Here is a 12,866-nt window from a genome sequence, read left to right on the forward strand (position 1 = left end):
TTAATTCCTTATCTTATTTTTATGTAATTGTTTATAGAGGAGCCAAGCCAAATAGCCACCCAAGATATTGGTCCACAAATCATCAATCTCAAAGACGCGATTAAAATCAAAGAAAAAGTCCAAAACTAACTGCGTACACTCGATTCCAAGACTCACTAGAAAACTAAAAAAGAGCACTTTTCTTGTTTTCCGCAAGTTTGGAAGGAGATAAAGTAGTTGGAACATCAGAGGAAAAAGCAAGAAGACATTTAAAATGTTCTGCAAAAAAATCCAAATGACTTGTCCCAAACTAGTCACTTCGCCCAGTTTCCAGAAAGAATTGAAAGGAGTCAAAAGAAAAACCAGGCGTCCAAGATGCTGAATACCTGGAGTTTCCACCCCCACAAGAGAATGTTCTTGAGGAGTAAAGCAAAAGTAAACGATACAAATACTATAGAAAATGACTCCCCAGACCAAAACATGATTATAACTCTTCTTCATCATTAAGGATTGACTGCTGCGACTGCCTTCTGGCGGTCACGTTTCATTGTATTGGAACGCAATTGTCCACAAGCTGCATCAATATCAGTACCATGCTCTTGACGAACAACACAGTTAACCCCTTTTTTCTTAAGCGTATCATAGAAGGCCAGGACGCGCTCTTTAGGACTACGACTATATTGGTCATGCTCACTAACTGGGTTATAAGGAATCAAGTTTACATAAGACAATTTCTTGATATTCTTGAGCAATTCAGCCAATTCCAAGGCTTGTTCTACACCGTCGTTGACTTCATTAAGCATGATATACTCAAAGGTTACACGACGGTTTGTTGTTTCGATATAATACTCAATAGCTGCAAAGAGTTTTTCAATCGGAAAGGCACGGTTAATCTTCATGATGCTTGAGCGAAGTTCATTATTAGGTGCGTGAAGTGACACGGCAAGATTGACCTGAACTCCTTCATTAGCAAAATCACGAATTTTATGGGCCAAACCTGAGGTTGAAACCGTAATGTGACGAGCACCGATGGCCATTCCCTTATCATCGTTGATAGTACGGACGAAATTCAAGACATTGTTGTAGTTATCAAAAGGCTCACCAATTCCCATGACAACGATATGGCTGACGCGTTCATCCTGACCACGCTCATCAAAGTATTTCTGAACCAGCATGATTTGCGCTACGATTTCACCATTATTGAGGTCACGTTGTTTCTTAATCAAACCAGAGGCACAGAAGGTACAACCGATATTACAGCCGACCTGAGTGGTCACACAGACAGATAAACCGTAGTGTTGACGCATGAGTACTGTTTCAATCAACATACCATCTGGCAATTCAAAAAGATATTTAACTGTCCCATCAGCAGACTCTTGAACGATACGTTGTTTCAAGGGATTAACCACAAACTGGTCATTAAGCTTAGCAATCAAATCTTTTGACAGGTTGGTCATCTCTTCAAATGACTGGACACGTTTACGGTAGAGCCATTCCCAAATTTGGTCTGCACGGAATTTTTTTTCTCCCTGCTCTAAAACCCATTCCTGCATGGTTTGGCGTGTTAAACTATAAATTGACGGTTTCATTTCTTCTCCTTATTCTCTACTCACTTCTGACGAATGACAAAATGACGTTGTCCCTTGTCCTCTTTCTGAGAATGCTGGTCTTTCTGACGACGTCTATTTTTCTTATCTACATTCGGTTTTCGTTTAGTTTGAGTCGATTTCTTTCCTTTTTTAGAAGGTGTTTCTTCTTCCTTCTTACGCATTTTCTTGTCAAATGATGCTCGCTTAGGGGCTTCATTTTCTAAGACAAAATAGGCACAACCATAACTACAATACTCTAAAAGGTAGTCTTGTAAACGACTGATTTTTTCAAGTTTTTCATCGGTTCGGTCATCCTTGTAAAAACCTCGTAAGCGAAGCTGTTCGTTGCTCCAGTCCCCCACGATATAATCAAACTTGGTTAAGACTTCTGAAAAACGCTGATTAAAAGCCGTCACATTAAAGGCATCCTTGATATTTTCCACCAAGGAAAAAGCTATCCCTTCCGTTTCGACCTTGTCCCCGTGTAAATGGAACTCAGGACCAGGAAACTTGTTATAGTTGTATAATTCAGGTGCAATTTCTTTTCGCATAGATATCCTTTTTCCACGATTACTTAATACTTTATTCTACCATAATTTCTAGCAGTTAGCACGTTTCTCATAAAAATGAAAAAAGTCTGACGATTTTGTCAGACCAAAATAATATAACCTTAAAAAGAGAAGAACAATTCTTCCCTCCAACTATCATTATTTAGCAGCTGCGTACAATTCATCTACTTTGTTCCAGTTGATCACTGAGAAGAAAGCTTTGATATAGTCAGGACGCACGTTGCGGTATTTCACATAGTAAGCATGTTCCCAAACGTCCAAGCCCAAGATTGGTTTTTTACCTTCTGAGATTGGTGTGTCTTGGTTTGCTGTTGAAGTCATTTCAAGTTTCCCTTCTTGGTTGACAACCAACCATGCCCAGCCAGAACCAAAACGAGTTGTTGCTGCTGCAGTGAAGGCTGCTTGGAATTCTTCAAATGAACCAAATGTTGCATCGATTGCTGCTGCAAGTTCTGCTGATGGAGCTGTTTTTTCAGGAGTCATCAATTCCCAGAAAAGAGCGTGGTTCAAGTGTCCACCACCATTGTTGATAAGCGCTTGACGGATATCAGCTGGGATAGATTCTACATCAGCAAGCAAGGCTTCAAGATCTTCACCGATTTCAGGGTGTTTTTCAAGAGCTGCATTAGCATTGTTGACATAAGTTTGATGGTGTTTGTCATGGTGCAAGTGCATTGTTTCCGCATCGATGTATGGTTCCAAAGCGTCGTATGCATATGGAAGATCTGGTAAGATAATAGCCATCTGTAATACCTCTTTTTCTTTCTATATGAAAATGATAACGCAAACATCCACTTTTTTCAAGTTTTTTGCTTATAGATGAAGAAATCACTGAAATACTTTCTAATAATACTCTTCGAAAATCTCTTCAAACCGCGTCAACGTCGCCTTGCCGTAGATATGGTTACTGACTTCGTCAGTTTCATCCGCAACCTCAAAAACATGTTTTGAGCTGACTTCGTCAGTCTTATTTACAACCTCAAAGCAGTGTTTTGAGCTGACTTCGTCAGTCTTATCTACAACCTCAAAACAGTGTTTTGAGCTGACTTCGTCAGTCTTATCTACAACCTCAAAGCAGTGCTTTGAGTAGCCTGCGGCTAGTTTCCTAGTTTGCTCTTTGATTTTCATTGAGTATAAAACAAGTAAATCAGCAAGAAACCCACGACAAAATAATCTTGACGCGGGTTGTAGTTTCAAAAAATATCAATTTACCTGACTAGCAATCTGTAAGAGTGCCTTTTCAAAAAGGAAACCTTTTTCATAAAGACCTGTCTTAATCTGATAGTCTGTCTCAATCAAATAAGAAATAGCTTGCTTCAAACAGCTCAAGGAAAGTCCTCGCGCATCTCTCAGCGCAAACTTGATTTGATAGGGATTGGGATTGCGTCCGAGAAAGCTGCCTAAACTACTTGCAATCTGAGATTCTGTATGCCCAGACTCCGCCAAAATTTTCACCTGAGTAAAAGTCCGAAATTGTCCTAGCATGACTGCAATCAGTTTGATTTCATCTTCCCCTTGCAAGGTCAAGTCTCTCACCAAATCGCGCGCCTGATCCATCTTTTTAGTCAGAATAAACTGAGTTAAATCAAAAATATTGTCCTGCAAGGTCTTGGGAATAGCGTTGACAATATCCTCTTCCTCGATAACAGAGTCTTCCTTATAGGACTGTAAAAAGAGGAGATTTTTCTGGATTTCGCTAAATTGAAAACCCGACTTGATGAGGAGATTTTCAAAAGAATGATTGGCAAACTGCAGACCTTGTTTCTGGCTCCACTTTTGGAAATACTGGCGCAATTCTTGTTCTTTGGCTTCTACTGCATCGAAGACCTTGGCATCACGCTTAAGTAATTTAACCAACCGTCTTTTGCTGTCCAGCTTCCCTTCTGCAAAGATTAACAACTTGGTTGTTGGGGAAGGATTGTCAAGGTATTCCTCAAACGACTTGAGCTCATCATCTGTCAAAAAGCGTTTCTTGGCTGTTGTCATATCGACAAAATGATCCAATATCACGATTTTCTCATCCGCAAAGAAAGGAAGACTGACTAACTCCAGCTCCACATCCTTGTAAACTACTTCTTTCATATCAAAGTAGGCAAAGTTGAGGTCAGCAGAATCATAACCAATCTGTTTCAACACTTGACTCTTCATCACTTCAAACTGGCCCTGATCTGTCCCTGTAAAAAGGCTCAGGTTCGATAAATTTGCTAAAGTCAACTTCTGACTTTCTTCAATGGCTAGCATCCTCTCTCCTTTCTTCTGATTTTTCGATTTAATTTAGTCAATATAGCGCAATTTCCCACGGAAATCTTCTAAGCTCTCGTACCCTTTTTCCGCCATGATTGCTTTCAGTTCATTGGTAATGCGGTCAAAAGCACCAACTCCTTCTTTGTGAAGGGTGGTTCCCACCTGCACCATACTTGCTCCACAGAGGATATGTTCAAAGGCATCACGACCAGTCAAAACGCCACCTGTTCCGATGATTTGGATTTGAGGATTTAAGCGTTGATAAAAGGCATGAACATTAGCTAGAGCAGTTGGTTTAATATACTCCCCACCAATGCCCCCAAAACCATTTTTAGGACGGATAACGACAGACTCATCTTCTATATAAAGGCCGTTTCCGATAGAGTTGACGCAGTTGACAAACTTGAGCGGATATTTGTTAAAAATAGTTGCCGCTTGGTCAAAGTGAACAATATCAAAATATGGTGGCAATTTAATTCCAAGAGGTTTGGTGAAGTAGGCAAATACTTCTGTCAAAATCCGGTCTGTTGTCTCAAAATCATAGGCAATCTGAGGTTTACCTGGAACATTGGGGCAGGAGAGGTTTAGCTCCGTCAGACCACGAAACTCACTCTCTTGGACTTTTTTCAAGATAGTATGGGTTTCCTCTGGAGACATGCCGACTAGAGATAAAAAGAAAGTTCGGTTTGGCTCTTTTTCCTGTAAATCCAAAAGGTAGTCCAAATAGTAGTCTAAACCATTATTCGGTAAGCCCATAGAGTTGATAGAACCAAGTGGAACATCCTGATAGCGTGGCTCAGGATTTCCCTGACGAAAGTCCAAGGTCGCTGTCTTAGTGACAAAGGTTCCTGCCGCTGAGTTTTTAACCCCCTCTAGCTCTTCTATCGTCATACAAGCCACACCTGCTGCATTCATCAAGCAGTTGTCAAACTCAAAACCAGCAATTTGTGTTTTCGTTGATACCATGATTCTGATCCTCCAGATTCCTTTTATTGCTAATATTATACCATATTTTCACAATTTCTCTTTTAGAAAGATATTTCAAAGAAAAACGTTCGTATTTTTATAGATTTTCAAAAAGTCCTAAAACTAAATTGATAGAATTTTTAGAAAATTTTTGTTTTTCTCTTTACAGTTAAAAAAAATTCTGCTATAATGACACACATAATTAAATTAGAATTTAAGGAGAACGATATGACATCTGCTAAAGAATATATCCAAAGCGTGTTTGAAACTGTAAAAGCTCGTAACGGGCACGAGGCTGAATTCCTCCAAGCTGTTGAAGAATTTTTCAATACTTTGGAACCTGTATTTGAAAAACACCCTGAGTATATCGAAGAAAATATCTTGGCACGTATCACTGAGCCAGAACGCGTGATTTCTTTCCGTGTTCCTTGGGTTGACCGTGATGGAAACATTCAAGTAAACCGTGGTTACCGTGTTCAATTCAACTCAGCTGTTGGACCATACAAAGGCGGACTTCGTTTCCACCCAACTGTAAACCAAGGGATTTTGAAATTCCTCGGATTTGAACAAATCTTCAAAAACGTCTTGACTGGACTTCCAATCGGTGGAGGTAAAGGTGGATCAGACTTCGATCCTAAAGGTAAAACAGATGCTGAAGTGATGCGCTTCTGCCAAAGCTTCATGACTGAATTACAAAAACACATCGGACCATCACTTGACGTACCTGCTGGTGATATCGGTGTTGGTGGACGTGAAATTGGTTACCTTTATGGTCAATACAAACGCCTTAACCAATTTGATGCTGGTGTCTTGACTGGTAAACCTCTTGGATTTGGTGGTAGCTTGATTCGTCCAGAAGCAACTGGTTACGGTTTGGTTTACTACACTGAAGAAATGCTCAAAGCAAACGGTAACAGCTTTGCTGGTAAGAAAGTGGTTATTTCAGGTTCTGGTAACGTTGCTCAATATGCTCTTCAAAAAGCAACTGAACTTGGTGCAACGGTTATCTCTGTATCTGACTCAAATGGTTATGTCATCGATGAAAACGGAATCGACTTCGATCTTTTAGTAGATGTTAAAGAAAAACGTCGTGCTCGCTTGACTGAGTATGCTGCTGAAAAAGCAACTGCAAGCTACCACGAAGGTTCTGTATGGACTTACGCTGGTAACTATGATATCGCTCTTCCATGTGCTACTCAAAACGAAATCAACGGTGAAGCAGCTAAACGCTTGGTTGCTCAAGGAGTTATCTGTGTATCTGAAGGTGCTAACATGCCAAGCGACCTTGATGCCATCAAAGTTTACAAAGAAAATGGTATCTTCTACGGACCTGCAAAAGCTGCCAACGCTGGTGGTGTAGCCGTTTCAGCCCTTGAAATGAGCCAAAACAGTCTTCGCCTCTCATGGACTCGTGAAGAAGTTGATGGACGTCTCAAAGACATCATGACAAACATCTTCAACACAGCTAAGACAACTTCAGAAACATATGGTCTTGATAAAGACTACCTTGCAGGAGCTAATATTGCTGCCTTTGAAAATGTAGCAAACGCTATGATTGCCCAAGGTATTGTTTAAGATTTATTTGCTCAATCCTCAATCACTACGATTGGGGATTTTTAGGTTGAGTTAAATAGTTGGAAATTACTTACTCGCCCCCTTTTGTCCCTGTTAGAACAAAAAGAAAAACCGCTACTCCTAAGAATAGCGGTTTAATCATGTTTTTAAGATACTAATGTTTACTACTGTTCTGATTCTGATTTGTTTGCACTCGTTTCAGAACTTTGTGAAGTTGATGGAGTCAAATCTTGGCTAGTTGAAGAACTTGTACCACTTTTATGTTGACTCGTTTCTTTATTTTCAAGATCTTTTGTCACTACTTCTTTCGATTCTTTTATTTCTGAGTTACTTGTATCTCTAGTTGTAGCAGATTTCTCTACCGGAACATCCACTAACCAGGCACCACTTGAATCAACAGTATAACCTTCTGGTGTCTTACCGTTCACAAGTAATTGACCATTTTCTTTCAAGAAGTACCATTTATCCTTGTCTTTGATCCAACCCACAGCTCGTGAACCGTCTGTCTTGTAGAAGTACCAAGCATTTGCCTTTTTAAGCCAGCCTTGCTTCATAGCTCCTGATTCTTCTAGATAGTAATGATGACCAGAAACTTCTATCTCACCTGTCTTCATGATACCAGTAGAATCCATATAGTACCAGGTTTCTTTATCTTTTACCCAGCCCGTTTTCATTTCCCCTGATTGAGCAAAATAATACCATTGACCCTTATATTGAAGCCAATCTGTCTTCATAGAGCCATCGTTTGATAGATAATAGGTCTGTCCTCCAGTACTAAGCCAACCAATCTCCATCTGATTTTCTTTGTTGAAATAATACCAGATTCCATCGATTTTCTTCCAGTTTTTAGCGGAAGCACCAGAGTCTGTCAAATAGAACCAATGATTGTTCCATTTTTTCCATTGATTCTGTAATAAGATACCCGTTTGGTTAAAGTAATACCATTCACCCTTAATTTCATTCCAACCGACAGCGTACTCTCCTGTAGAATCAGGCGCTTGATACCACCAGTTCCCATATGCACTCTTATGCCAACCAGCTTGAAAACTTGGAATCGGCTTGTAAGATGTTGAAATGTTTACTAAACCATCTTGCCTAATATCAAAAACTGTTGCATCATAGTCTTTGCTGGCTGCGTTGATCCTCTCAATTCCTCGTTCTTTGAGCCAATTAACATACTCACTATCGACACCATTTTTCCAAGGTAGACTATCCGAAGTTTGAACAATCAAACTCGGACTCAAATTTCTGATGAAATCCTTGGTATTTGATTTGTTGGTATCATGGTGATGATTAAACTTCATCAAATCAACTTTTCCAATAAGAGGACCATACTTGTCTTCTGCTCCATGAACATTATCTAAGTCGCCCCCAAGGTAAATCTTCTTACCATTGACTTTTACCACGCTAATCAAGGAATTGGAATTGTCATCCCAAATTTTCTTTAATTCACCCGACGAATCAGTTTCATTTTCATAATTATAGAGCTGAATATCCATGTCTCCAAACTGAAAATGAGCATCCCCTTGTGCGATGTTTTGAATAACTGAAACACCTTTTTCTGCAGCAGTCTGTAAAACCTTATCATAGCCATACAGATTATCCCATAGACGTTCAGAATTAGTAATACGATTATCACTATATTTCTTAAGATAGACTCGGTCAACTGGATAGGTAGACAGTAATTCATCAACATTTCCAATATGATCGCTATGGGTATGAGTAACCAAAATAAAATCAAGCTTTTGGACACCCAATTCCTTCAAACGACGAAAGACACGGTCTGTTAGAACATGCTTATAAGACGTTTCAATTCCTTCTCTCCATGGATAGCGAGAATCACTTCCATCTGGGAAATCATAATCTTCTCCTGTATCCACCATGGCAAAATGTCCATTGCTTTCAAGAATAATCGCATCACTGCCTCCTTCTTGAACATTAATAAAATGGATTTTATTTCCTGAACTATCTTGAGCTTGTACATTACCATACCATGACAAACCTAAAAAAGTGCTTGCAAGGGCTAAACTAATCAATTTCTTTTTCATTCTTACTTCCTTAATCTCTCCAAAGTTTCTTTAAAAATCTCTGGGATATCTGCTGTGAATTCCAAGGTCTCACCTGTTCTCGGATGAGTAAAACCTAGAGTCTTGGCATGAAGAAATTGTCCATGCCCTTTCAAAGTCTTGCGAGGACCATAGACCTCATCACCAGCGACTGGATGACCAATATAAGCCATGTGAACACGAATTTGATGGGTGCGACCTGTCTCCAGCTGCAACTCCACTAAGCTATAATCACCAAAACGTTCCAAAACGTGGAAACGGGTAACTGCAGGTTTCCCTTTCGCAGTCACAGCTTGTTTCTTACGGTCTTTTTCACTCCGGCCAATCGGTGCTTCAATCACACCACGATCATTTGGAAGATTTCCATGAACAATCGCCCAATATTTGCGGAGAGACTTTTTATCCTTGAGTTCTTGGGCAAGTGCTAGATGCGCCTCATCGTTTTTAGCAATCATGAGAAGACCTGACGTATCCTTATCAATTCGGTGAACAATTCCTGGACGCAGAACCCCATTGATACCCGACAAGTCCTTAATATGATACATGAGGGCATTTACCAGGGTTCCACTGGTATGACCAGCACTCGGATGCACCACCATCCCCTGAGGTTTGTTAACGACGGCGACATCCTCATCTTGGTAGATGATTTCTAGCGGAAGATTCTCAGCTACATACTCTAAAACCTCTGGTTCTGGCACATGGTAAGTGACGACATCGCCTTCTTGAACTGTGTATTTAGCTTTCTTGACTTGACCATTGACCAAGACCTGGCCTAATTTAATTTGTTCATTCGCGAGACTGCGTGATAATTCTGTCAAATCCGACAAAGCCTTATCCAAACGCAGGCCACCAGTTTCAATTTTAATTTCCATTTATTTCCTCTTTTAACATTGCAATCAATAAAATAATCACTCCAACCGTCAGATAGCTATCTGCCACATTGAAAATTGCAAAATTGATAAAGTCAAGGTGGAACATATCCACAACAAATCCCTGACTGATCCTATCAATAAAGTTTCCAAGACCACCTGCAATAATCAAGGTCAAACCCAAGACCATCCAGAGTGAGTCCTCCATGTGTTTATGTAGATACCAAATGGCACCTACCATAACGACCAGTGTAATGATAGCAAATAACCACTGCTGGTCTTGTAACATGGAGAAGGCTGCCCCTCGATTTTGCAGGTATGTCAAACTAACGAAATTGGGAATCCAAGAACGCACTTCACCCAGTGGAATTTGCTGGACGATATAGGATTTTACCAACTGATCCAGCCCGATCAAAAGCAGTACAATGACTGCCACTATTCCTCTTTTTTTCATGATTTCCTCTTTTGATCAAAATATTCTTGCATGACTTCTACAAAGAGAGTCCCAGCTTGACTCAGCTCCACTTCTTCACGTTTAACATAGACCATGCGATTATCTAGGTTATCCTTGAGACGAATAACTGTAATACCATTAACACTGTCACTATCTAAAAATCCAGAACCTGTCGCATAGGCGTCCGTCCGCTCCAAAATACCATTCAAAGTAGCACGGTCTGTCACATTGAACATCTGTGAGCTAGCGCTGGTATCGACAAAGTTCTCTGAATAATAAAGGTACTCGTCTTTCTCTTGAGTAAAACGAACCGTTGGTAAATCCGCTAAATCATCCATGACCAATTCCTCTTTCTGAGCCAAAGGATGCCCCTCACGAAGATAAATATGGGTATGGAAGGGAATCAACTCAATGACCTCAAGGCCTAGCTTTTCAACCCGTTGCATGATCCCTTTTTTATTTTGATTGTTGAGGTAGATAATCCCAATCTCACTGTGCCCCTGAGCTACTTCATCAAGTATTTGAACTGTGGTAGATTCGAAAATACGGAAATTTTTGTAATCAGGATAGCGCTCTGAAAAGGCCGTAATAGTTGGTGGCAAGAAGTCATAGTGCTGACTGGCAATGGAAAATTCATCCTTTTCTTCCTCAGGATTGGCATACTGATTTTGAAAAATATCAAATCCTTTAACCAATTCTTGCGCTTTTTCATAGAATTCCATACCACGACGGGTCAAGAAAGTCCCTGAGCTGGTCCGACGGAAAATCTTAAAGCCCAACTCTTTTTCCAAATCACGAACAGAAATGGACAGACTCGGCTGACTAACATACATCTTTTCAGCCGCTTCACGAAAAGTACCACTATTGGCAATAGCCACAACATAGCGTAATTGTTGAATGTTCATCTTCTACCCCCAACTTCTTTATCTTTTCATTATACCATATTTTAGAAGTTTTCCAAAAAGGAAAAAAGTATGGAAATTTTCAAGACTCAATGAAGACTCTAACATCCCAATCCAATAATTAGAATAATGTCTTTTTTCAGTCCTTATCTGATTTCAAGCAAATAAAAACAGCAAATCTTGTTGATTTACCGTTTAAAAGATGATACAAATTCAATTTCATATAAATTTATGAAAAAAGCCCTCTAAACTTTACTTCTATCTCTATGAATCAACTAGAAAAAACTCTTCAATCCTATTAGCTATATCTGGACTTACTTCCCAAATCCCAACATAAGGTTGTTCAATAAACTGTTTTTCTTTCATAGTGTATAAATAGGCTACACTATCATTTTCTTCATTCTGATGAGTGAATTTGATAATGATGTAATCTTTATCATTTGTCGGTTGATCATTGAAACTCTCAAAAGTTGTAGATTTGGACTGTTTCTGTATCTCCTTAATCAATTTTGAAATTTCTTCTCTCTTGTTTATAGTTTTAACATCTTCAGAAATTTTTTTCTTCAAGGAAATTACAGAGACCGTTTCAGGTTCAGGAAGAATAAGTTTTTTCTTACTAACACAAGCAGATAAAACAAGAAAAGAGATTGAACAGACTATCATTATGATAATTTTTTTCATACAAGTCCACATCCTTTCCATATCCCTGCTTTCCTACCCGAATACAATTATAATATCAAACCGTAGCCATTTTTACAATATCTTATTCCCTCATAAACTTTATTACTGTAAAAGTTTTACATTCCACTATTTTATGATTGTATCTAAAAGATAAAGTAGCCGATAAGTTCGCTTCTTACATAGGATTTTAGAATATGGGTACCAAAACAAAAAAACAGGCTCTCCGAAAACTCAGAAAGCCTTAGTTTATGCTACTTCTAGCTTCCTCGCCTTTACATTTCAAGGCTCGGGATAAAAAGGTTCACTGGACCTTTTTATTTAGCGATTGGGTAAACAGAAACTTGTTTTTTATCGCGTCCTTTACGTTCAAAGCGTACTACGCCTTCAACTTTAGCGAACAAAGTATCGTCTCCACCACGACCAACGTTTACACCTGGGTAGATGTGTGTACCACGTTGACGGTAAAGGATTGATCCACCTGTTACAGTTTGTCCGTCAGCCGCTTTAGCACCAAGACGTTTTGCTTGTGAATCACGTCCGTTTGATGTAGAACCTCCACCTTTTTTGTGGGCGAAAAGTTGCAAGTTGTTAAGAGTCATTTTTAACATAATGTTTTCCTCCGTGTTAGTTTTCTGTGATAACTCTGGTTTGGACGAACTCTGAAGAGTTCTCCGATAAGTTTGCCATACCCAAGAAAAATGATTCAAAGAATAACTGGGTCATTTCTCTCTGGTGTGAAGGAAGATCTTTTGGAATTTCAACCATCAGATAGCCACCTTCATCTTCGTTTAATTCTAGGATTGGTTCATAGCCTGCAAATTTCTCAATAGAATTGATAAAGTTAATGGCAAGCGTAGAAACCGATGCACACACGACATCAAAGCCGTATTCGCCACTCTCGGCGTGTCCAGTAATTTCCGCACTCCTCAGCTCGCCATCTTCGGCTCTCTCAAAGACTGCTTGTATCATGTG

General features: G+C 39.5%; 15 protein-coding genes and 1 pseudogene. 2 read left to right on the plus strand and 14 right to left on the minus strand.

The genetic code is table 11. The annotated features are described in order from the left end of the window. The 7 genes from ACORHU_RS06370 to ACORHU_RS06400 all read right to left on the minus strand — a co-directional run bounded on the left by ACORHU_RS06370 (position 1) and on the right by ACORHU_RS06400 (position 5,347). Positions 1-483, minus strand: coding sequence for a VanZ family protein (locus ACORHU_RS06370; protein ID WP_153196271.1), 483 nt, complete (start codon positions 481-483; stop codon positions 1-3). Next, positions 483-1,568, minus strand: a complete 1,086-nt coding sequence (rlmN, locus tag ACORHU_RS06375; protein WP_000804760.1) for a 23S rRNA (adenine(2503)-C(2))-methyltransferase RlmN — start codon at positions 1,566-1,568, stop codon at positions 483-485. The genes ACORHU_RS06370 and rlmN overlap by 1 nt, the downstream gene beginning before the upstream one ends. Before the next feature lie 20 nt (positions 1,569-1,588). Then, positions 1,589-2,119, minus strand: a complete 531-nt coding sequence (locus ACORHU_RS06380; RefSeq protein ID WP_434363948.1) for a YutD family protein — start codon at positions 2,117-2,119, stop codon at positions 1,589-1,591. A gap of 156 nt (positions 2,120-2,275) precedes the next feature. After that, entirely contained in the window at positions 2,276-2,881 is a 606-nt protein-coding gene (sodA, locus tag ACORHU_RS06385; RefSeq protein ID WP_434363949.1) for a superoxide dismutase SodA, read from the minus strand. A 99-nt stretch (positions 2,882-2,980) separates the two neighbouring features. Beyond that, a complete protein-coding gene (locus tag ACORHU_RS06390; RefSeq protein WP_434363950.1) occupies positions 2,981-3,265 on the minus strand; it encodes a hypothetical protein in 285 nt (94 codons plus the stop codon). A 75-nt stretch (positions 3,266-3,340) separates the two neighbouring features. After that, positions 3,341-4,378 carry a DNA polymerase III subunit delta gene (gene holA, locus ACORHU_RS06395; protein ID WP_434363951.1) on the minus strand — a complete coding sequence of 346 codons (1,038 nt, stop codon included), beginning with the start codon at positions 4,376-4,378 and terminating at the stop codon, positions 3,341-3,343. Positions 4,379-4,411: 33 nt separating this feature from the next. Beyond that, entirely contained in the window at positions 4,412-5,347 is a 936-nt protein-coding gene (locus ACORHU_RS06400) for a dihydroorotate oxidase (RefSeq protein ID WP_061088173.1), read from the minus strand. Between the two features lie 228 nt (positions 5,348-5,575). On the opposite strand from ACORHU_RS06400, the gene gdhA reads away from it, so the two are divergent. Further along, positions 5,576-6,922, plus strand: a complete 1,347-nt coding sequence (gene gdhA, locus ACORHU_RS06405; protein WP_061088174.1) for an NADP-specific glutamate dehydrogenase — start codon at positions 5,576-5,578, stop codon at positions 6,920-6,922. 164 nt (positions 6,923-7,086) lie between these two features. On the opposite strand, the gene cbpE is transcribed toward gdhA, so the two are convergent. From cbpE to ACORHU_RS06425, 4 genes are read right to left on the minus strand one after another with little or no spacing between them, the layout of a single operon-like run. After that, positions 7,087-8,970 (minus strand): phosphorylcholine esterase CbpE, encoded by a 1,884-nt coding sequence (cbpE, locus tag ACORHU_RS06410; RefSeq protein ID WP_434363953.1) that lies wholly within the window; start codon positions 8,968-8,970, stop codon positions 7,087-7,089. 2 nt (positions 8,971-8,972) lie between these two features. Continuing rightward, positions 8,973-9,860 (minus strand): RluA family pseudouridine synthase, encoded by an 888-nt coding sequence (locus tag ACORHU_RS06415; RefSeq protein ID WP_434363955.1) that lies wholly within the window; start codon positions 9,858-9,860, stop codon positions 8,973-8,975. Further along, positions 9,850-10,311: a signal peptidase II gene (gene lspA / locus ACORHU_RS06420; protein WP_000745688.1), complete on the minus strand. Its 462-nt coding sequence runs from the start codon at positions 10,309-10,311 to the stop codon at positions 9,850-9,852. Before lspA ends, ACORHU_RS06415 begins: the two co-directional genes overlap by 11 nt. Then, positions 10,308-11,216, minus strand: coding sequence for a LysR family transcriptional regulator (locus tag ACORHU_RS06425; protein WP_001025691.1), 909 nt, complete (start codon positions 11,214-11,216; stop codon positions 10,308-10,310). Before ACORHU_RS06425 ends, lspA begins: the two co-directional genes overlap by 4 nt. On the opposite strand from ACORHU_RS06425, the pseudogene ACORHU_RS06430 reads away from it, so the two are divergent. Next, positions 11,209-11,283: pseudogene (locus ACORHU_RS06430) on the plus strand (AraC family transcriptional regulator); the annotation flags it as partial. The gene ACORHU_RS06425 and the pseudogene ACORHU_RS06430 sit on opposite strands and share 8 nt — an antisense overlap. A 194-nt stretch (positions 11,284-11,477) precedes the next feature. On the opposite strand, the gene ACORHU_RS06435 reads toward ACORHU_RS06430, so the two are convergent. The 3 genes from ACORHU_RS06435 to ACORHU_RS06445 form a co-directional block, all read right to left on the minus strand. Beyond that, the gene (locus tag ACORHU_RS06435) at positions 11,478-11,894 is read right to left on the minus strand and encodes a DUF5301 domain-containing protein (protein WP_434363956.1); all 417 of its coding nucleotides are present in this window, start codon (positions 11,892-11,894) and stop codon (positions 11,478-11,480) included. Between the two features lie 314 nt (positions 11,895-12,208). Beyond that, positions 12,209-12,502 (minus strand): 50S ribosomal protein L27, encoded by a 294-nt coding sequence (gene rpmA / locus ACORHU_RS06440; RefSeq protein WP_000916509.1) that lies wholly within the window; start codon positions 12,500-12,502, stop codon positions 12,209-12,211. Between the two features lie 16 nt (positions 12,503-12,518). Further along, the gene (locus ACORHU_RS06445; protein WP_000613694.1) at positions 12,519-12,863 is read right to left on the minus strand and encodes a ribosomal-processing cysteine protease Prp; all 345 of its coding nucleotides are present in this window, start codon (positions 12,861-12,863) and stop codon (positions 12,519-12,521) included. Positions 12,864-12,866 lie beyond the last annotated feature (3 nt).

The organism is Streptococcus sp. KHUD_015 (assembly GCF_051106265.1).
Classification (GTDB): domain Bacteria; phylum Bacillota; class Bacilli; order Lactobacillales; family Streptococcaceae; genus Streptococcus.

Bases quoted from the DNA above. Each gene is read 5' to 3' on its own strand.
- ACORHU_RS06370 (WP_153196271.1), bottom strand. From the start codon at position 483: ATGATGAAGAAGAGTTATAATCATGTTTTGGTCTGGGGAGTCATTTTC.
- rlmN (WP_000804760.1), bottom strand. From the start codon at position 1,568: ATGAAACCGTCAATTTATAGTTTAACACGCCAAACCATGCAGGAATGG.
- ACORHU_RS06380 (WP_434363948.1), bottom strand. From the start codon at position 2,119: ATGCGAAAAGAAATTGCACCTGAATTATACAACTATAACAAGTTTCCT.
- sodA (WP_434363949.1), bottom strand. From the start codon at position 2,881: ATGGCTATTATCTTACCAGATCTTCCATATGCATACGACGCTTTGGAA.
- ACORHU_RS06390 (WP_434363950.1), bottom strand. From the start codon at position 3,265: ATGAAAATCAAAGAGCAAACTAGGAAACTAGCCGCAGGCTACTCAAAG.
- holA (WP_434363951.1), bottom strand. From the start codon at position 4,378: ATGCTAGCCATTGAAGAAAGTCAGAAGTTGACTTTAGCAAATTTATCG.
- ACORHU_RS06400 (WP_061088173.1), bottom strand. From the start codon at position 5,347: ATGGTATCAACGAAAACACAAATTGCTGGTTTTGAGTTTGACAACTGC.
- gdhA (WP_061088174.1), top strand. From the start codon at position 5,576: ATGACATCTGCTAAAGAATATATCCAAAGCGTGTTTGAAACTGTAAAA.
- cbpE (WP_434363953.1), bottom strand. From the start codon at position 8,970: ATGAAAAAGAAATTGATTAGTTTAGCCCTTGCAAGCACTTTTTTAGGT.
- ACORHU_RS06415 (WP_434363955.1), bottom strand. From the start codon at position 9,860: ATGGAAATTAAAATTGAAACTGGTGGCCTGCGTTTGGATAAGGCTTTG.
- lspA (WP_000745688.1), bottom strand. From the start codon at position 10,311: ATGAAAAAAAGAGGAATAGTGGCAGTCATTGTACTGCTTTTGATCGGG.
- ACORHU_RS06425 (WP_001025691.1), bottom strand. From the start codon at position 11,216: ATGAACATTCAACAATTACGCTATGTTGTGGCTATTGCCAATAGTGGT.
- ACORHU_RS06435 (WP_434363956.1), bottom strand. From the start codon at position 11,894: ATGAAAAAAATTATCATAATGATAGTCTGTTCAATCTCTTTTCTTGTT.
- rpmA (WP_000916509.1), bottom strand. From the start codon at position 12,502: ATGTTAAAAATGACTCTTAACAACTTGCAACTTTTCGCCCACAAAAAA.
- ACORHU_RS06445 (WP_000613694.1), bottom strand. From the start codon at position 12,863: ATGATACAAGCAGTCTTTGAGAGAGCCGAAGATGGCGAGCTGAGGAGT.